The organism is Billgrantia endophytica, from assembly GCF_002879615.1.
In the GTDB taxonomy this organism is placed as follows: domain Bacteria; phylum Pseudomonadota; class Gammaproteobacteria; order Pseudomonadales; family Halomonadaceae; genus Halomonas; species Halomonas endophytica.
Genome location: NZ_PNRF01000001.1, coordinates 53,590 through 71,000, shown reverse-complemented (window position 1 = coordinate 71,000; position 17,411 = coordinate 53,590). Strand labels below are relative to the sequence as shown.

Sequence of the window (17,411 nt, the reverse complement as noted above, 5' to 3'; positions counted from 1 at the left end):
TGGCCTGTCACTGGCCCTTGAAATTCGGTTTGCGTTTCTCGGCAAAGGCATCGACGCCTTCCTGCCAGTCGTCGGTTGTCGAGCAGGTGAATACCGCGTCCAGTTCCTGCTGCAGTTGCCCTTCCAGATCCGTATGGCCTCCCTGGTTGACCAGACGCTTGAGCATGGCGATGGAGACAGGCGCCTGCCCCGCCAAGGTGCTCCCCAGCCGATGGGCTTCGCTCAACAGCGTTTCGCGGGGCCAGCTCGAGGTGGCCAGCCCGATGCGCTCGGCTTCCTTCCCATCGATACGCCTGCCGGTGAATAGCAGTTGCCGCGCCATGTTCAGCCCTATCAGTTGCGGCAGAGTCTTTGAAACGCCCCCACCCACGCAGGTGCCGATACTCGTCTCGGGAAAGCCAAGCAGGGCATCCTCGGCCATCACGATGAAGTCGCACGAGACGGCCATTTCCGCACCCGCTCCCAACGCATAGCCATTGACGGCCGCAATGACGGGCTTATCGAGCCGGAAGATCGCCTCGCACACATCGTTGCCCAACTGCAGGTACTGACGACGCTGGTAGAGGGTGCGCCGGGCACCGCCATGCTCTTTCATGTCGGCACCGACACAGAAGGCTCGACCCTCGCCGGTGAGGATCACGACACGAATGTCGCTGTCCGCTTCGGCGGCGGCCAGTGCAGCCAGCAGCTCGGTATAGAGGGTTTCCACCACCGCATTCAGACGGTGCGGACGGTTGAAGCGGATTTCCATGACGGCGCCCTGGCGGGCGATAGTCAGGGTTTCAGGGCTTGATTGACTCATGGACGAAGCGGGCACTCTCGCGGTCGAACGGTGGCAGAAGGCATGTTCCATGATGGGAGCGATGGGCAATCCTTCCGAAAACAAGCGTGACATTATAAAAAATTCATAGCACATTTGTGTTATCCGCATCCTAGCCAAGACAGTCCATGCCGTCAATACGCATGTACCGCAAAAGCAACGAACAGGAAACGATTGTTTCAATCCTTAACGAAACCCATGCGTTACACTACGTGCCGGCGGGTATCGTCGCCCACACCATGTGATGGGCCAGGCACTCAAACGCAGGAGACCACCGTGCTGGAACATGAACCACACAGTGCTGGACCATCGGATGGCGAGGTCAATCCACCGACGGGTCTCGATGCCGTGAATCAGCAATTGGCCGCCGCCTACCCAGAGCTCAGCCCTCAACTGAAGCTGGCCGCCGGCTATGTGCTCGAGCACCCCGTGGAAATTGCCTTCCAGTCGATTCGAAAATCGGCCTCCGCAGCGCGGGTCACAGCTTCCACTCTGGTACGCCTGGCAAAGCGGCTGGACTTCGACAGCTATGAACAGTTTCGCGACGTGTTCCAGTCCGCCGTGCAGGCCGGACCGGTGGAGCTCTCGGGACGCGCCAGCAATCTGCGAAACCTGGCAAGCCAGACCGACGATCAGGTATTTCTCGACGTAGGCGATGCGGCCTTTGACAATATTGGCCGTCTCTTCACCGCGGATACCCAGACCCGGGTCCGCGACGCAGCGAGGATGCTGCTCGGCGCCGAGAAAATCGCCGTGGTCGGTTTTCGCGATACGTTCGCCTGCGCCTATCACTTTGCCTACGTGGGTCGTATCGCCATGCCCAACATTCAGCTGATACGCGGCCAGGAAGGGGGGCTTCTCACTGAGTTGGCGGCCTTCGGCGAGGAGGATGTCGTGGTTGCCTTCGGCTTCGAACCCTACTGCGGTGAGACGATGCGCGCCCTCGATATCACCCGGGCCAATGGCGTCCGCCCCATCGTGGTAACCGACACACTGCGTTCTCCACTGGTACCGGGCGCCGCCATCACCTTCACCGTGGCCAATGCCACGCCGCACTTTTTCCCTTCTATTCTTTCCGCCATCACGCTGATCGAAGTGCTGCTGGCGGAATGCGTGGCCTTCGGCCCCGACGGCCTGGTGGACAACGTGGCAAGCTTTGAGTCGCGAATGCGGGAGATGGGCGCCTATGTCAGCAACGAATGATCAGGGCCGGGGATGCCGACACGGCCGACGGACCGGCTGTCGCACAAGACAACGCCCACCTTCGGGAAGGCAGGCGTCGGCAAGGAAGAACCCGAAGACGTATCAGGGCAGCAGGATGGTGGAACCCGTCGTCTTGCGGCCCTGGAGGGCATCCTGGGCCTTTCCTGCTTCTGCCAGCGGGTACTTCTGGCCAGTATCGATCTTGATCTCACCACCCTTCAGCATGCCGAACAGGTCATCGCACATCATTTCCAGACGTTCCCTGGTATCGGCGTAGCCATTGAGACTGGGCCGGGTCACGAACAGCGACCCCTTCTGGTTGAGAATGCCGATGTTGACTCCCTCTACCGCGCCCGAGGCATTACCGAAACTGACCATCAGCGAGCGCGGCTTGAGGCAGTCGAGCGAAGTCTCCCAGGTGTCCTTGCCCACCGAGTCGTAGACCACGTCGCACATCTCGCCATTGGTCAGCTCGCGAACACGCTCGACCACGTTCTCCTTCGTATAGTCGATGGTCGCCCAGGCACCGTTCTGCTCGGCAAGTACGGCCTTTTCAGGCGAACTCACGGTGCCGATCAGCTTCACGCCGAGGGCCCTGGCCCACTGGCAGGCGATGGAACCGACGCCACCGGCCGCGGCGTGCCACAGGATCGTCTCGCCTCCCCTGAGCGGGTACGTCTGTCGCAGCAGATACTGCACCGTCAGCCCCTTGAGCATGCAGGCAGCGGCGGTTTCCACATCGACCCCGTCAGGCAGGACCACCACCTTGTTGGCGGGCAACACGTGGTACTCGGCATAGGCCCCCAGCGGGCCCTGGGCGTAGGCGACCCGGTCGCCCGCCTTGAGATGCGTCACGTCCTCGCCCACGGCGTCCACCACGCCCGCACCTTCGGTGCCGAGGCCGGAAGGCAGCGACGGCGCCGGATAGAGCCCGGTACGGAAGTAGATATCGATGAAGTTGAGGCCGACGGCCTGGTTCCTGACCCGGACCTCGCCCGCCCCCGGCTCGGCGGGGGTGACGTCGATGAACTCGAGCACCTCGGAACCACCGGTTTGAGCAAACTGGATGCGTTTTGCCATGGCAACTCTTCCTTGAAACATTGGTTGGAGATAGCCCACATCCAAACGCCGATTGCCCCGAGGGTCAAGCCATCGCCGACGAGACCCCGACATACCTCGTCCTCGATCATCCTCTCACCTGGCCCTGCCGCCTGGCCGTTACTCACGCTCCATCGGGAAAAGCCGCCAAGGCAGCGACAAAGAGCGCTTTCTCCCGTTCGAAGAAATGCGGATCGTGCTTGAAGCGGCGCAGTATCGCTGCATCATCGTAGCCGAGGGCCGGAATGATGTCGTCGACGCTCTGGGCAGGGTGCTTCTGGGCCAGGCCGATTCGACGGCCGCCGGGCGCAGCGAACCAGCGGGTAATGCCGCAGCGCCGGTAGAAGGCCTCGGCGTCCTGATCGCCAGTCTCGACCCGCAGCGGTGCCTTGAGTACGAGCTCACGGATCAGCCGTCTCTCGCTTTCACGATCCCCGCCCGGCGAGGCGCTGAGTGCCAGGCTCATTCCGGAGCCGGACTCGTCAAGCACCAGCAGCGCCAGGGCTCCGGGTCGCTCCTGGTCGTCGGCCAGTGCCCACAACCGTGCAGCCTCGTGGGCAAAGAGCACCTGCCGGGTGCCGGTAAAGGTAACCAGTGGCGAAAGACCCGCCTCCCTGCCATAGATATCGGCACACAGGCGTGCCAGCCAGGCATCGCGCTGTTCCTCGCGCTCAGGGGTAATCACCTTCATGCCTTGCCTCGCTGCATCGTTGAAAGCCCGCAAGACTAGCATAGTCCCGGCTGCTTTCGCCCGTGTCACACGTGCCGAGAATCGCTATCCTGTCACACGTTGCTGTTTCAATGGCCAGGATGACCTACCGGAGCTACTCATGCCCCCTCACCCCGACATTGTCCTACCCCGCCTGATCGCCCATCGTGGCCTCTCCGCACATGCGCCAGAGAACACCCTGGCTGCCGTGAGAGCTTCCTTCGAGGCCGGCTTCCATTGGGTGGAACTCGACGTACAACTGCTTGGCGACGGGACTCCGGTGATCTGGCACGACCCGACCCTCAAACGCTGTTCGGATGGCCATGGACAGATTGCCCGGCTTGGCCTGGCAGAAGCCCGGAAACTGGATGTCGGAGCCTGGTTCGGTGATGCCTTCCGGGGCGAACGCATGGCCACGCTGGACGAGATGCTGGAACTGCTGTCCAGCCTGGGGATGGGAGTCAACCTGGAGCTCAAGATAGGACGCAACCGCAGCGCCACCGAACTGGCCGATGTGGTCATACCCCGCCTGCTGGCATCCTTGCCTCCCGAGCAGATGATACTGTCCTCCTTCGACCTGTCCGCACTCGCGCATGCGCGAACGCTGGCCGATGCATCACGCCTTCCCATTGGCGTGCTCACCGAGAGTGTGCCCCAGGAATGGCAACCCCGGTGTGAAGCGTTGAAGGCCTTCAGCCTGCATACCGACTGGACACGCCTCAATGCCACGCGAGCCCGAGAGATCAAGGACGCCGGCTATCGGCTGCTATGCTACACCCCCAACGACCCTGCCGCCTTCGTGCGCCACTGGACATGGGGTGTCGATAGCGCCATCACCGACGATCCATCACGCTTCGCCGGCATCGCTCCCCCGCCGGAACCGCCAGGACGATGATTCCTCGGGTCGAGGCCATGGCCGGCCCGCTCGAGTACCAGCGCGTCAAACCGACCTGCCGTTTTTCTGGGCAAGAGGAGAGATTATTCTAGGCTATGGGAGAACAGCCCCCGAGGGTACCGTGGAGCCTAGCGATAAAGCATGAGGAAAAGCAATGGAACTGCTTGACAGAGTTGTCGATTATCTTATTGATAATGATCTGAAATTGGCCACAGCCGAATCCTGCACGGCCGGTTTGATCGTCTCGGAACTGGCCCGGGTCCCGGGAAGCGGACAGGAGATCGACTGCGGCCTGGCCGTCTACTCTCCAAAATCGAAAAATCGATATCTTGACGTGCGGCTCACCACCATCGATGAGTTCGGCCTCACCAGTGAGCGAGTGGCCAAGGAGATGGCGCTGGGCGCCTTGTACAATAACGAGGCCGATGTCGCGTTAGCCAATACCGGCATCGCCGGACCAGGGGGAAGTGACGACGGCACCCCGGTCGGCACGATCTGCTTCGCCTGGGCCTTTCGCCATGATAACCAGATACACCATTTCTGTGAAACCCGCCGCTTCAATGGCGAGCGCAACGAGGTGAGACTCGCGGCGGCCCATTATTCCCTGGAGCGCCTGCCACACTTTCATCATCTCTGCCTCAGTGACGCGGTGGAACAGAGCGAGACTGGCCGAAATTTCTACAATGAAGCGCAGCACAGGATCGCCGGGCAGCTCCGGGTGAGCGCGGTCATCGACGCGCAGGAAGAGATCCAGCGTCGGCAGGATTTCCTCTGCCGTCAATTGGAGAAAACCGGCCTGACGGCTCTGGTCCTGGGTATCAGTGGCGGCGTGGATTCCACGGTCGCAGGACGCCTGGCCCAGGTGGCCGTGGAGCAGGCGCGTGAAAGGGGCCAGGAAGCCACGTTCATTGCCATGCGTCTACCCTACGGTGAGCAGCGGGACGCCGACGATGCCCGACGCGCCCTCGAGTTCATTCAACCGGATGAGATACTGAACACCAACATCCAGGATACCAGCGACGCCATGCTGGAAGAGTTGGAAGCAAGCGGATTGCAGTTCAAGGATGCCAGCCACCGTGACTTCGTTTCGGGGAATATCAAGGCACGCCAGCGAATGATTGCCCAATATGCCGTTGCCGGCGCCCGCGGCGGTCTGGTGATCGGTACCGACCAGGCAGCTGAAGCCTTGATGGGCTTCTTCACCAAGCATGGAGACGGTGCCTGCGATGTCGCGCCGCTGACGGGGCTTACCAAGCGCCAGGTGCGCGCGCTTGGCCATGCCCTGGCAGCGCCACGGGAACTGGTGGAAAAGGCCCCCACCGCTGACCTGGAGTCACTCGCACCTCTCAAGACCGATGAAGACGCCTTCGGTGTCTCCTACAACCAGATCGATGACTTCCTTGAAGGGGGCCCCGTCAGCGACCATGCCCATGAAGTCATCCTATCGACCTATCGCAGGACCGAGCACAAGCGTCGCCTGCCGATCGCGCCCGACCAGCCAGCAAACCGGTAAACCAGGGGCCTGGAAACAGGGCGGGCCGACACCCAGGTGTCGGCCCGCCTTCGATTACCTGCCGGCGCAGCGCCTCAGCGTGAAGAAGAGGGCCGTGGCTCGATAGCTGCTTCCTCCTCGACTGGCATGTCGTCCTCGACCTGGATCGGTTCCTGTTCTTCCACTTCGCGAGCGCCACGTGCGCGGTGCTCGATCAGGAAATAGAGAATCAGGCCGATACCCAGACCCCAGGCGGCACCATGAGTGGCGAGCACGACACCCATGATCCCCGCCACGCCCATGGCGGTCGCATTCTTGATCTGCTCCACCGCCACCGCAATGCACAGATAACCGGTTATCAGCAGGGTGATGGAGAGTGCGATGGGCAGCACCGGGCGGAACACGGTCACCAGTGGCAGCAGGAACAGCGCGAAGAACCCGACGATCCAGAACACCCCGGTGCCAGAGTAGATCGTATCCATGGCTCGGCGCCCGTAGCGATAACGCTCGGCAATGGTAGCCATCGCGCCGGTGAACAGCGGACCGGCCAGGCCCGGATAGGGGGCCAGCAACGAATGCATCAGGTTGCGAAGCCCGGTGACCAGATGCACGCGGTCGACGTCCACCTCGATCTTCTCATCGGGACGCAAGTGGTCGACACGCTTGATCAGGGTCTGGCCAACGATGATGTCGCCGAAGGCAATGATATAGGCAATGATCGCCGTCGGAATCGCTGCCACCATCAGGCTGAGGCCAGGCGCACCGATGGAGAACGGCAGGTAGGCCCAGATTCCAGCGAAGTCAGGTACGGCCAGGCCCCACTCGACCTCGGGCATGGGGTACTCACCCACTCCCCAGCCGATCGCCATGGTGATCAACATGCCCGGCACCATGCCGTAGGCCGCGATATTACGCGCCCAGCGATACTTCTCGGCCATATCACGAAACGACAGCGAGAACAGCACATACAGGGTGATCAACCCACCGATGCCCAGCGAGATTGGCGTGTTGTAGAGCCTGCCGCCGGCAGTGATCTCACCGCTGATGGCCGCAATGCCGGCCCCCAGCAGGATACCCGCCTTGATCGAGGCCGGCACGTTGTCGACCAGCTTGGTGCCAAGCCGGGTCACCGCCATGAACAGGAAGATCGCGGTGACCATCAGTTGCAGTGCCACCATGGCACGAATGGCCTCGGGGCCCGGCTCATAATCGCCGATGAACAGCAAGACGACGGGAATGGCTGGCGTGATCCACCCTGCGATGAAAGGCACCCCCAGCAGCGGCGGCAGGATGAAGCCGATGCCACAGACCACCACGAAGGCCAGCGCCACCTCATAGGGCACGCCCAGGTACTGTTCCAGCAACGGGATCATGCCCAGGGAGATGACGAACATCACCATGGCTTGGACGGTTTCGGGTATTTCCCAACGGAAATGGATGAAGGGCAGGCGGACCTTGAAGGGCCCCATCGGCCAGTAGGGATGTTCCTGGCCATATTCACGTTTCGGCAGCACGTCGATTCCTCAATGGTCCTGTTTGATCATGAGTGATCCTGTTGTGTTCTTCTTCTTGGCATGGAGCGGTTTTACGCGGATGCTGCAGTCGCGAACATACGACCTTGGCCAAAGGCAAGCCCGCCTCATTGTTGACAGAATCAAGGCATAACAGATTGATACAGGGATTTACGAGGGCCAGAACGAGGAAGATAGGGCAATATTGTCGACAGGAAAGGCGCTGTTTCACTACCGTTTACGTCAATGTCAGGAAACCGACAAGATGCCGCGACGCCACTTGGCCGGGGTTCAGGCCTTCCACTGACTATCGACTAAAGAACAACGCCACCAACGAACGGCAATTGAGACAAGGCGGCGATCAGAGCCGGAACAGCTGTGCCAGTGAATCCGATTCCAGATGCGATTCCATGACATCGGCCAGGCGATCGAGAGAGCGCTGTCGATGGGCATCGCGATCCACTGCGGCCGCGGCGTGCCGCATTCCCAATGCATTCAGCAACGCATCACACGCCTCGGGGTGGTCGAAGATACCGTGGACGTAGCTACCCACGACCTGGCCATCAGGGCTGATGGCCCCCTCATCCCCGCCCTTGCCAGCGCCAGGCTTCCGTTGCAGCAACGGCCGGCCCAGGGCGCTGCCTTCGCTCACACCGTTATGGATCTCGTAACCTTGAAAAGGCACCTTCTCCCCAAGCATGAGTCGGCCGGTGACATTGTGCAGCTGCTTGCCCGGTACCAGACGGGTTGTCATGGCCAACAGGCCGAGCCCCTCGCTGCTTCCCGGCTCGCCCTCCAGCCCATGGGGGTCGTGTATGGCGGTACCCAGCATCTGGAAGCCACCGCAGATGCCCAGCAGCTTGCCGCCGTAGCGGAGGTGGCGCTGGATAACCGCCTCCCAACCCTGGCGACGCAGCCAATCGAGATCGGCACGGGTGCTCTTGCTGCCCGGCAATAGGATCAGGTCAGCGGGTGGGGCCGGCCGATCCGGCCCCACGAAGCTCAACGCCACCCCGGGATGCAGGGATAATGCGTCGAAGTCGGTATGGTTGCTCATTCGCGGCAGCGCCGGCACCACGATCCTGAACGCTACCCGATCCTGTGTCCCGTTCTCCCGTTGGAGACTGTCCTCGGCGTCCAGCATCAGCCCCTGCAGATAGGGCAGCGTGCCCAGTACCGGCTTGCCCGTATGGGCAGCGAGCCAGTCGAGCCCCGGTTCCAGCAGGCCGATATCGCCACGAAAGCGATTGATGATGAAGCCTCGAGTTCTGGCCCGCTCGCTCTCGCTGAGCAGCTCCAGCGTCCCCACCAGTTGGGCGAAGACCCCGCCTCGGTCTATATCACCGACCAGCAGTACCGGGCAGTCCGCCGCCTCGGCGAAGCCCATGTTGGCGATGTCGTGCTCACGCAGGTTGATCTCCGCCGGGCTGCCCGCCCCCTCGGCAATGACCACGTCATAGCGGCTCGACAGCGCCTGCCAGGCCGCCATGACCGTCCGCTTCGCCTCGGCCTTGAAGAGGTGGTAGTCCAGGGCTTCCATGTTGCCGTAAACGCGACCACGCAGGATCACCTGGGCGCCCTGGTCGGTCTGGGGCTTGAGCAGCACCGGATTCATGTCGCTGTGCGGCTCCAGCCCGCAAGCCAGCGCCTGCAGCGCCGTGGAACGGCCGATCTCGCCGCCGTCCACGGTCACCGCGCTGTTGAGCGCCATGTTCTGCGGCTTGAACGGCGCCACCGACACCCCGCGCCGGGCCAGCACCCGGCACAGCCCCGCCACCACGGTGCTCTTGCCGGCATCCGAAGTGGTACCCTGGATCATCAGTGTTGCCATTCAAGAGACCATCCCATCACTGTTTGGTTGATTGCAACATACCTGAGAGTAACACTATAGTATCACTTATTATTTTCCCTATGGTGAGCCCCATGAAAGTCGAGTTGGTGACCAACCTCAAACGCCAAGCCACGGCGATCCTGGCGGAATTGCATAGTACCAAGGAACCGGTACTGATCACCGAGCATGGAAAGCCTTCCGCTTACCTCGTCGATGTACAGGATTACGAATTCATGCAGCGCCGCCTGGCGTTGTTGGAAGGACTTTCACGAGGTGAACGGGCGGCCCTGGAAGGGCGAACGTCTCTTCAAGCCGAGGCGAAAGAGAAAATGCGCAAATGGCTGACATAGTCTGGACGGAACCCGCCCTTACCGAACTGAACGCCATTGCGGAATACATCGCCGTGGATAACCCCGCCGCGGCAGGCAAGCTCGTCGAGGAGGTCTTTAGCATCACCGAGCGGCTGGCAACCTTCCCCACGTCGGGCAGGACGCCGCCGGAGCTACCCGCATCCGTATACCGGGAGGTCGTCGCACCGCCATGCCGGATCTTCTATCGTGAAGATGGAGATAGCGTCCTGATCATTCATGTGATGCGGGAAGAGAGGCAGCTCAGAGCCTATATGCTCGGCTTTTCTTGAGGTATGAAGTATGAGGGATGAGGTATGGACGACGATCTGGACTCGATGACACGGGAAGCGCTCATCGACGAAATCAAGAAGCTCAGGGCCGGCATTCGCGACCACCGGGACAGCACCGGTCACGACCTATGCTGGCACCACCCCGCGCTCTGGTCACTGCTACCCGAAAAGACGCCGCCCAGCCTGGAGGTCCCCGAATGGCCCCAGTTCATGCGCGGCTGCATCAAGTACCGGCAGTCGTTGGACGAGCAATGCCCCGACGCCATTCGTATCGCCAAGGAGTTCGGTGACGCATGACGCCTCCCTCCCACTACCCTTCAGAGAGCAATACGCTTCCCGAGGAAGCTATCCATGCCCTCCGTGCCGTACGCCATTTCCTCGACGATTCGGCCATCGCGGCGTATCTCTTCGGCTCGGCAGTCATGGGAGGATTGCGACCCGACAGCGATGTCGACGTGCTGGTGATCGTCGAGGAGGGCCTGACGAACGAGATGCGCCAGCAGCTCGTGGCGGCACTGATGACGATATCCGGCCGGGTGGATATCGAAACGTCTGCACGCCCTCTCGAACTGACGATCGTCCGCTTGACCGATATCACGCCTTGGCGGTACCCACCAAGCGCCGAGTTCGTCTATGGCGAATGGCTCAGACAGGCATTCGAGGCGGGACACATCCCTCCCCCCACGCACGATCCCGACTTGGCCATCGTGCTGAAGAAAGCGCGGGATGACAGTATCACCCTGCTGGGACCCGACGCCTCGAGACTGCTCGACCCGGTACCGGCCGAGGACATCCGCCGCGCGCTCGCGGAGTCGTTGCCCAGCCTGCTCGACGACATCGAAGGCGATGAACGCAACGTGGTGCTGACCCTCGCCCGCATGTGGCTGACGGCGGCGACCGGCGACATCGCTCCCAAGGATATCGCGGCACGCTGGGCGATGGACAGGCTGCCGAGCGAGCAGGCCGCCCTGCTCGACATCGCTCGACGCGGTTACCTCGGCGAATGCCAAGACCGATGGGACGGGAGAACCTCCGAACTGATGGCGTTGGTCACGCACATGCGACAATCGATCGAGGCTTGTCTGTCTCAAGAAAACTCTCAACGACCACGACACTTCTAGACAAAAATAAAAATCTGATTAACATACATGCTCATGGTTCCTCCGTTTAGCATGATCGTATTCATGATCATCAATACTCTTCTCTTTATCTGAATCTCATAGCTCGATGCCCTGCTACGCCTTCATTCCTTGATGCTTGAAGGCGTGCTTGACCGCTTTCATCTCGGTAACGGTATCGGCGAGCTCGACCAACTGAAGGGAAGCACGGCTATCCCTTCAGATCATCGAGCAGCGCTCGATACACGTCCAGGTCCACGTCCGAGAAACAGCAGAACAGCACGGATGGAGTGGCGCCCCATTCTTCGAATGCGTTTCTCACCGTCGTGACAGCGATCTGTGCCGCATCGGCGATGGGATAGCCGTAAACTCCGGTACTGATACCGGGGAAAGCGATCGACGCTGCCTCGACCGCGGAGCCGACCTCCAGCGAACGCCGATAGCAGGAAGCCAGCAGTGTAGGCTCGTCATGTTTGCCGCCACGCCATACCGGCCCCACGGTGTGAATCACATACTTCGCCGGCAGACGATACCCCTTGGTGAGTTTGGCATCTCCTATCGCACAGCCTCCAAGCTGCCGGCATTCCTGCAAGAGCTCGGCCCCGGCAGCACGGTGAATCGCCCCATCCACGCCACCACCACCCAATAACGATGTATTGGCGGCATTGACGATGGCGTCAACGTTCAGGGTAGTGATATCACCCTTGATCGCACGCATGCTCATCCTGTCCCCCTATGTCTTGGGATCATGTAAAGCGTAGCAATGTTCGCCTCCCACTTCAGTACGAGCGCAAGACCGTCGCCGTAAGCCTGTCGCAGTGCGGCACGGGTTATAATTCAATGCCCTTCTGCGCCTTCACCCCCTGATCCTTGAAAGCATGCTTGACCACTTTCATCTCGGTGACGGTATCCGCCAGTTCGATCAGGTGTTGCGGCGCGTAGCGCCCGGTCACTACCACATGCTGCATGTCGGGACGCGCCTGGAGGTCGTCGAGCACGCGGTCGAGGTCGAGACAGTCATAGCGCAAGGCGATATTGAGCTCGTCGAGCAGCACCAGGTCGAAACTCGGGTCCTCGAGCATGCGCCCGGCGATTTTCCAGGCGGCCTCGGCGGCCTGGATATCGCGCTCGCGGTCCTGGGTATCCCAGGTGAACCCCTCCCCCATGACGTGGTAATCGACACCCGGCAACTGACGGAAGAATGCCTCTTCGCCTGTCTCCCTACGCCCCTTGATGAACTGCACCACGCCGACCTTCATGCCGTGGCCCAGCGCTCGGGCGAGCATACCGAAGCCGGAACTGCTCTTGCCCTTGCCGGGCCCGGTGAGCACCAGCAGCACGCCCTGCTCCTTGTCGGCACGGGCGATGCGTTCCTGCATGATCTTCTGCTTGGCGGACATGCGCTGGGCGTGGCGTTCGGGGGTCTTGGCGTTGTCTCGCATGTCTCGTCTCCTGGCGTTGTCATCAGTGGCGGTCAGGGGTCCGTGGGGAAAAACGACCCGGAGGCAGTGATCAGGGCGGCGTGGGAGTCACCGCGAATCGTTATGGTCGTCATATCACCTCACAGGAACGAAGACGGGGGCACCGTCGATCTCGGCGGTGGCCAGGCGTTGGCCATAAAGACGCTCGAGGGAGCTCGGGACCAGCATCTTTTCGCGGGGGCCCCAGCGCGCCTTGCCGTCGGGATAGAGCAGCAGCAGATGGTCGCACCAGCGTGCCGCCAGATTGAGGTCGTGCAGGCACATCATGACCGCGCGGCCCGCCGCCGCCTGTTCGGCCAGCAATTCCATCACGGCGGTCTGGTGGTGCAGGTCGAGATGGTTGGTCGGTTCGTCGGCGAGCCATAGCGCCGGAGCCTGGGTCAGCACCGTGGCGATCGCCAGCCGCTGCCGTTCACCGCCGGAAAGGGTGCTCACCAGACGATCGGCCAGATGAGCAACGTCCAGGCGCTCCAGCGCTGCCTCGGCCTGGCGCAGGTCATCGCCGCCTTCCATCTGCCATGGCGACAGATACGGGTGGCGGCCGATCAGGGCGGTTTCACGTACCGTGGCGGGAAAGCCGTCCTGGCGGTCCTGGAACACCAGGCCCAGCGCCCGGGCGATATGGCGTCGGCGCATGGTCGCCAGCGGACGATCGTTCAGCCACACATCGCCTCGCCGTGCCGGCCGCAGGCCGGCCAGGGTATGCAGCAGCGTGGTCTTGCCGGCACCATTGGGCCCCAGTACCCCCCACACCTGCCCTGGCTCGACGCGAAGGTTCAGGGCCGAACCATCGCCGCGCCCGGGCACGTCGATCACCAGTTCGCGGATATCCAGGCGGCTCATCAGCGACTCCGGTAGAGCAGGTAAAGGAAGGTCGGCACGCCCAACAGCGCGGTGATCACCCCCACCGGCAGTTGCTCCGGCGCGATCATGGTACGGGCCAGGGTGTCGGCCAGCACCAGCAGCGTACCGCCGGCCAAGGCGCAGGCTGGGAGAATCAGGCGCTGGTCGTTGCCCAGCACCAGGCGCAACATATGAGGCACCACCAGACCGACGAAACCGATGCTGCCAGCGGTGGTGACCGCCATGGCGGTCAGCAGGCTCGCCACCACGTAGATAGTCCACTCCAGCGGCCTCACCGCCACGCCAAGCGCCGCCGCCTGCAGCGGACCGCGCGCCAGCACGTTGAGGCTGCGTCCCAACGGGATCACCAGCAGGCAGACGATCAGCAGTAGGGCCAATGGTGGCCAGGGAGTACGGGCATAGGAGAGATCGCCCATCAGCCAATAGAGCATGCCCGGCAACCGCTCGGCGGGGCTCACCGCCAGCATCAGGGTGATCACCGCTCCCCAGCCGGCCGCCACCACCACCCCGGTGAGCAGCAGCCGTGAGGGCGTCCAGCTGCCGGTCCCATGAGCCAGGCCAAATACCAGCAATGTGGAGGCAAGCGCCCCGGCGAACGCCGAGCCGGAGATCACCAGCCCGCCGAGTCCCGCCAGCATGGCGGTCAGGGCCCCCACCGCGGCACCACCGGAAAGCCCCAGCACATAGGGATCGGCCAGCGGGTTGCGCAGCAGCACCTGCATCAATGCCCCCGCCATCGCCAGCAGCCCACCCACGGCGAAAGCCGACAGCGAACGCGGCAGACGCAATTCGAGAATCAGGGTACGCGACAAGGCGTCTCCCTCGCCGCGCAGCACCGCCCACAGCGCCTCCGGAGCGACACTGGCGCTACCGATGGTCAGCGATAGCACCAGCGCGGTCAGCGCCGCCAGTGTCAGCGTGCCAAGAGGCACGGCCAGGCGGCGCGGGCGCCCCATGGCCCGTGCGCCGAGTTCAACGACGCTCACGGGCCACCTCGAGCTTCTCACACAGCAGGCGGCTCCCCTCCAGCAGTCGTGGCGTGGGCCGCTGGATCAACGACGGCGGCACGAAGAACAGGTTGTCGCGGGTCACCGCGGTCAGGCTCGGATACTGCCGCCAATGCGTCAGCCAGTGGCGGTTCTCCTCGCCCATGCCGCCGGCGACGATCGCCTCGGGGTCGGCGGCCAGCACCGCCTCGTCATCGATGCGCGGCACCAGCCGCGCGAGATCACCGAACACATTGACACCGCCGCACATCGCCACCACCTGGCCGATCAGGTGCTCGTCGTTGACGCTCATCAGCGGCTCGTCCCACACCTGATAGAAGGTCGCCACCGGCTCGACGTCGGCATAGCGCTCGGCCAGGGCCGCCATGCCCCGGCGGAAGTCGCTGGCGATACGCCGCCCCTCAGTCCCGGTGCCGGCCAGATGGGCCAGGCGCTCGATGGCGCTGGCCACCCCCTCGACGTCCCGCGGCTCGATATAGAACACCGGCACGCCCAGTGCCTCGATGGTCTCGAGCTGCTCGACGGGATTGCCGGTGACCCAGCCGATCGCCAGATCCGGGGTCAGCGAGACCAGGGTTTCCAGGTCGACCCGGGTATGGCTGCCCACCGACTGGACCTCGCTGGCCTCGGGCGGGTAGTCGCTGTAGGCGACCACGGCGACTACCCTTTCCCCCGCCCCGGCGGCATAGGTCAGCTCGGTGGCGCCCGGCGACAACGTGGCGATACGCGTGGCCGGTTGCTCGAGGCATACCTCGCGGCCGCTGTCATCGACGGCGCAGACCGACTCGGACCGGGCCGCGGCGGCAAACCATGGCAGCAGCGCAAGCGCCAGGCAGGCGAGGCGCATGGCCGCCCCGCCTGCCTGGCGCCCATCATTGCCCAAAGTGCACGCTGACAAAGGCCGCGCGACCGGCGTTGCGATAGTCACGGACGGTTTCATACTCCTTGTCCAAGGCATTCTTGACGGTCAGGCGCGCCGACCACATGGGGGCGAACTCCCAGCCCGCGCGCAGGTTGACCAGCCCGAAGCCACCGATGCGATCTTCGTTGGCGGCATCATTGTAGCGGTGATTCTGCACCACCCAGGAGCCGCCCAGCGACCACTCGCCCAGGGCGCGGTCGATGTCGAAACGGGCGCTCTGGCTGGCACGGCGCTGAATACGATTGCCGGTCTCGCGATCCTCCGGATCGATGTAGGTCAGCGCCGCGGCCACTGTCCAATCATCGATCTCCACCCCGCTGGAGAGCTCGACGCCACGGATGCGGGCCTCATTGATGTTGGTCGGTCTGCTATCACCATTCACGGTTTCCGTAGCGATGAGGTCGTCGACCACGGTTTGATAGATCGCCAGGTCCCAGAAATGATGCTGGTACCTGCCACGTGCACCCAGCTCAAGGGTTTTGGAGGTTTCCGCCCTTAGATCCGGGTTGCCGGCATAAGAGCCCCAGTCGCCAAAATCCTCGAATGGCCAGTACAGATCATTGAAGGTAGGTGCCCTGAAAGCAGTACCGTAGCTGGCCCGCAGGGTATGGTGGCCGTCCACGTCGTAGCCCAGCGCCAGGCCCCCGGTCACCTCGTCACCGTAGGCCTCGTTGTCGTCGTAGCGCAGACTGGCCTGCACCGCGAAGGGAGCGAAGTCGAACAGACCTTGGGCGAAGGCAGCAACATTGTCACGGCTGTTCTCGTCGAAGTCAGTGGTGCCCGATACGCGATCCCCAGTGTATTCTGCGCCGGCCACCAGTTCGTGCGCATCGAGTGTCAGGGTGTTCTCCCAACGCGCAGTGCGAGTGCGAGTATTGATGGTGGAAGTGCTGGCCGGCCCCCAGTCACTGGCAGCAGCTCTGTCATCCAACTCGTCACGCGACTCGCTCAGGGTCAGGCGGCTGCGCCAGATATCGGACACCGGTAGCTCGCCATAGATACCGGCGACCTGCTGGACAAAGTCGTTCTCACCGCCGTCGTATTCGTTGGTGCCTCGGGCCCGCAACGCCAACCCACCGACCTCGGCACCGTTATCGAAGGTGTGCGCAAGCCGCGCGAAGCCGGCGGTACTATCGTAGCCCTTGTCCTCGCCACCGCGACGGATCGGCGTACCGTCAGTAGAGAAATGGCTACCGGCAAAGCTGTAGCGGGTGCCGCCCGAACCCCCGGAAAGGCCGGCGCTGTAGCGCTGGGTGTCGAAGGAACCGCCGCCGAACGAGAACCGCGGTTGCGGCGCATCCTCATCGCTTTCCGGGGTAAACAGCTGCACCACCCCGCCCACCGCATCGGCGCCATACAGGCTGCCCCGTGGGCCGCGCACGATCTCGGCCCGGTCGAACATGCGCGGGTCGAGATACTGCCAGGCGGCGCCCCCGTCGGTAGCGGAGCGAAGGCGGATACCGTCGATCATCAGCACCGTCGACTCATTCCCCGTACCGCGGATATAGACGCCGCTGCTCTTTCCAAAAGAGCCATTGGAGGTGACATCCACGCCCGGTTGCCCACGCAGCAGATCGGGAATGCTCACCGGGTCCTGGCGGCGCAGGGCGGCCTCGTCGAGCACGGTAACCGAGGAGAGACTCTGGTCCGCCGTACGCGGCGCCAGCGCCGCGGTAACCACCACGGGATTGAGGCTATAAGCATCGTCGGTGGCAACATCGACCAGGGCCTGAGATTGAGCCTGGGCCTGGACGGCCAGTGGAAGTGCGGCCAGGCTGAAGGCAGCCAGGCCACGGGAGGCATTGTTTCCAATTTTCATG

Annotated in this window: 18 protein-coding genes and 1 pseudogene; 7 read left to right on the top strand and 12 right to left on the bottom strand. The window is 62.8% G+C overall.

Annotation, left to right across the window (positions count from 1 at the left end):
- Positions 1-7 precede the first annotated feature (7 nt).
- Positions 8-802 (bottom strand): enoyl-CoA hydratase/isomerase family protein, encoded by a 795-nt coding sequence (locus C1H69_RS00385; RefSeq protein WP_102651501.1) that lies wholly within the window; start codon positions 800-802, stop codon positions 8-10.
- A gap of 294 nt (positions 803-1,096) precedes the next feature.
- On the opposite strand from C1H69_RS00385, the gene C1H69_RS00380 reads away from it, so the two are divergent.
- Positions 1,097-2,023, top strand: coding sequence for a MurR/RpiR family transcriptional regulator (locus C1H69_RS00380; protein ID WP_102651440.1), 927 nt, complete (start codon positions 1,097-1,099; stop codon positions 2,021-2,023).
- Between the two features lie 102 nt (positions 2,024-2,125).
- Here C1H69_RS00380 and C1H69_RS00375 read toward each other — a convergent pair whose 3' ends face one another.
- Positions 2,126-3,103, bottom strand: a complete 978-nt coding sequence (locus C1H69_RS00375; RefSeq protein WP_102651439.1) for an NADPH:quinone reductase — start codon at positions 3,101-3,103, stop codon at positions 2,126-2,128.
- Positions 3,104-3,245: 142 nt separating this feature from the next.
- Complete coding sequence (locus C1H69_RS00370; RefSeq protein ID WP_102651438.1) at positions 3,246-3,812, bottom strand: hypothetical protein; 567 nt, start codon at positions 3,810-3,812, stop codon at positions 3,246-3,248.
- Positions 3,813-3,951: 139 nt separating this feature from the next.
- Here C1H69_RS00370 and C1H69_RS00365 point away from each other — a divergent pair, with 139 nt between their 5' ends.
- Positions 3,952-4,725 (top strand): glycerophosphoryl diester phosphodiesterase, encoded by a 774-nt coding sequence (locus C1H69_RS00365; protein WP_102651437.1) that lies wholly within the window; start codon positions 3,952-3,954, stop codon positions 4,723-4,725.
- Positions 4,726-4,879: 154 nt separating this feature from the next.
- Positions 4,880-6,238 carry an ammonia-dependent NAD(+) synthetase gene (gene nadE / locus C1H69_RS24500; RefSeq protein WP_102651436.1) on the top strand — a complete coding sequence of 453 codons (1,359 nt, stop codon included), beginning with the start codon at positions 4,880-4,882 and terminating at the stop codon, positions 6,236-6,238.
- 74 nt (positions 6,239-6,312) lie between these two features.
- On the opposite strand, the gene C1H69_RS00355 is transcribed toward nadE, so the two are convergent.
- On the bottom strand, positions 6,313-7,731 hold the full coding sequence (locus C1H69_RS00355) for a xanthine/uracil/vitamin C permease (protein ID WP_102651435.1): 1,419 nt from the start codon (positions 7,729-7,731) through the stop codon (positions 6,313-6,315).
- A 358-nt stretch (positions 7,732-8,089) separates the two neighbouring features.
- Entirely contained in the window at positions 8,090-9,559 is a 1,470-nt protein-coding gene (locus C1H69_RS00350; protein WP_102651434.1) for a cobyric acid synthase, read from the bottom strand.
- 92 nt (positions 9,560-9,651) lie between these two features.
- Here C1H69_RS00350 and C1H69_RS00345 point away from each other — a divergent pair, with 92 nt between their 5' ends.
- Genes C1H69_RS00345 through C1H69_RS00330 form a run of 4 tightly spaced genes read left to right on the top strand, consistent with a single transcriptional unit; the run spans position 9,652 to position 11,320 of the window.
- Positions 9,652-9,909 (top strand): type II toxin-antitoxin system Phd/YefM family antitoxin, encoded by a 258-nt coding sequence (locus tag C1H69_RS00345; protein WP_102651433.1) that lies wholly within the window; start codon positions 9,652-9,654, stop codon positions 9,907-9,909.
- Positions 9,897-10,199, top strand: a complete 303-nt coding sequence (locus C1H69_RS00340) for a type II toxin-antitoxin system RelE/ParE family toxin (RefSeq protein WP_102651432.1) — start codon at positions 9,897-9,899, stop codon at positions 10,197-10,199. The genes C1H69_RS00345 and C1H69_RS00340 overlap by 13 nt, the downstream gene beginning before the upstream one ends.
- A gap of 24 nt (positions 10,200-10,223) precedes the next feature.
- The gene (locus C1H69_RS00335; protein ID WP_102651431.1) at positions 10,224-10,496 is read left to right on the top strand and encodes a hypothetical protein; all 273 of its coding nucleotides are present in this window, start codon (positions 10,224-10,226) and stop codon (positions 10,494-10,496) included.
- Positions 10,493-11,320 (top strand): aminoglycoside adenylyltransferase family protein, encoded by an 828-nt coding sequence (locus tag C1H69_RS00330; RefSeq protein WP_102651430.1) that lies wholly within the window; start codon positions 10,493-10,495, stop codon positions 11,318-11,320. The genes C1H69_RS00335 and C1H69_RS00330 overlap by 4 nt, the downstream gene beginning before the upstream one ends.
- Before the next feature lie 114 nt (positions 11,321-11,434).
- Here the strand turns inward: C1H69_RS00330 and C1H69_RS24555 are convergent.
- From C1H69_RS24555 to C1H69_RS00295, 7 genes and pseudogenes are all read right to left on the bottom strand, one after another.
- Positions 11,435-11,524, bottom strand: a pseudogene (locus C1H69_RS24555) (cob(I)yrinic acid a,c-diamide adenosyltransferase); the annotation flags it as partial.
- 4 nt (positions 11,525-11,528) lie between these two features.
- Positions 11,529-12,041, bottom strand: a complete 513-nt coding sequence (locus tag C1H69_RS00320; protein WP_102651429.1) for an O-acetyl-ADP-ribose deacetylase — start codon at positions 12,039-12,041, stop codon at positions 11,529-11,531.
- A 106-nt stretch (positions 12,042-12,147) separates the two neighbouring features.
- Entirely contained in the window at positions 12,148-12,759 is a 612-nt protein-coding gene (gene cobO, locus C1H69_RS00315) for a cob(I)yrinic acid a,c-diamide adenosyltransferase (RefSeq protein ID WP_102651428.1), read from the bottom strand.
- Positions 12,760-12,873: 114 nt separating this feature from the next.
- Positions 12,874-13,641 (bottom strand): ABC transporter ATP-binding protein, encoded by a 768-nt coding sequence (locus tag C1H69_RS00310; RefSeq protein ID WP_102651427.1) that lies wholly within the window; start codon positions 13,639-13,641, stop codon positions 12,874-12,876.
- Positions 13,641-14,618, bottom strand: coding sequence for a FecCD family ABC transporter permease (locus C1H69_RS00305; protein ID WP_102651500.1), 978 nt, complete (start codon positions 14,616-14,618; stop codon positions 13,641-13,643). The genes C1H69_RS00310 and C1H69_RS00305 overlap by 1 nt, the downstream gene beginning before the upstream one ends.
- 16 nt (positions 14,619-14,634) lie before the next feature.
- The gene (locus C1H69_RS00300; RefSeq protein WP_102651426.1) at positions 14,635-15,516 is read right to left on the bottom strand and encodes a cobalamin-binding protein; all 882 of its coding nucleotides are present in this window, start codon (positions 15,514-15,516) and stop codon (positions 14,635-14,637) included.
- 25 nt (positions 15,517-15,541) lie between these two features.
- Positions 15,542-17,410, bottom strand: coding sequence for a TonB-dependent receptor domain-containing protein (locus C1H69_RS00295; RefSeq protein WP_102651425.1), 1,869 nt, complete (start codon positions 17,408-17,410; stop codon positions 15,542-15,544).
- Position 17,411 lies beyond the last annotated feature (1 nt).

Excerpts from the sequence above, each read along its gene's own strand:
- C1H69_RS00350 (WP_102651434.1), bottom strand. The coding sequence starts at position 9,559 with ATGGCAACACTGATGATCCAGGGTACCACTTCGGATGCCGGCAAGAGC.
- C1H69_RS00370 (WP_102651438.1), bottom strand. The coding sequence starts at position 3,812 with ATGAAGGTGATTACCCCTGAGCGCGAGGAACAGCGCGATGCCTGGCTG.
- C1H69_RS00340 (WP_102651432.1), top strand. The coding sequence starts at position 9,897 with ATGGCTGACATAGTCTGGACGGAACCCGCCCTTACCGAACTGAACGCC.
- C1H69_RS00385 (WP_102651501.1), bottom strand. The coding sequence starts at position 802 with ATGAGTCAATCAAGCCCTGAAACCCTGACTATCGCCCGCCAGGGCGCC.
- C1H69_RS00335 (WP_102651431.1), top strand. The coding sequence starts at position 10,224 with ATGGACGACGATCTGGACTCGATGACACGGGAAGCGCTCATCGACGAA.
- C1H69_RS00330 (WP_102651430.1), top strand. The coding sequence starts at position 10,493 with ATGACGCCTCCCTCCCACTACCCTTCAGAGAGCAATACGCTTCCCGAG.
- C1H69_RS00295 (WP_102651425.1), bottom strand. The coding sequence starts at position 17,410 with ATGAAAATTGGAAACAATGCCTCCCGTGGCCTGGCTGCCTTCAGCCTG.
- cobO (WP_102651428.1), bottom strand. The coding sequence starts at position 12,759 with ATGCGAGACAACGCCAAGACCCCCGAACGCCACGCCCAGCGCATGTCC.
- C1H69_RS00345 (WP_102651433.1), top strand. The coding sequence starts at position 9,652 with ATGAAAGTCGAGTTGGTGACCAACCTCAAACGCCAAGCCACGGCGATC.
- C1H69_RS00320 (WP_102651429.1), bottom strand. The coding sequence starts at position 12,041 with ATGAGCATGCGTGCGATCAAGGGTGATATCACTACCCTGAACGTTGAC.
- C1H69_RS00305 (WP_102651500.1), bottom strand. The coding sequence starts at position 14,618 with ATGGGGCGCCCGCGCCGCCTGGCCGTGCCTCTTGGCACGCTGACACTG.
- C1H69_RS00300 (WP_102651426.1), bottom strand. The coding sequence starts at position 15,516 with ATGCGCCTCGCCTGCCTGGCGCTTGCGCTGCTGCCATGGTTTGCCGCC.
- C1H69_RS00310 (WP_102651427.1), bottom strand. The coding sequence starts at position 13,641 with ATGAGCCGCCTGGATATCCGCGAACTGGTGATCGACGTGCCCGGGCGC.
- C1H69_RS00365 (WP_102651437.1), top strand. The coding sequence starts at position 3,952 with ATGCCCCCTCACCCCGACATTGTCCTACCCCGCCTGATCGCCCATCGT.
- nadE (WP_102651436.1), top strand. The coding sequence starts at position 4,880 with ATGGAACTGCTTGACAGAGTTGTCGATTATCTTATTGATAATGATCTG.
- C1H69_RS00375 (WP_102651439.1), bottom strand. The coding sequence starts at position 3,103 with ATGGCAAAACGCATCCAGTTTGCTCAAACCGGTGGTTCCGAGGTGCTC.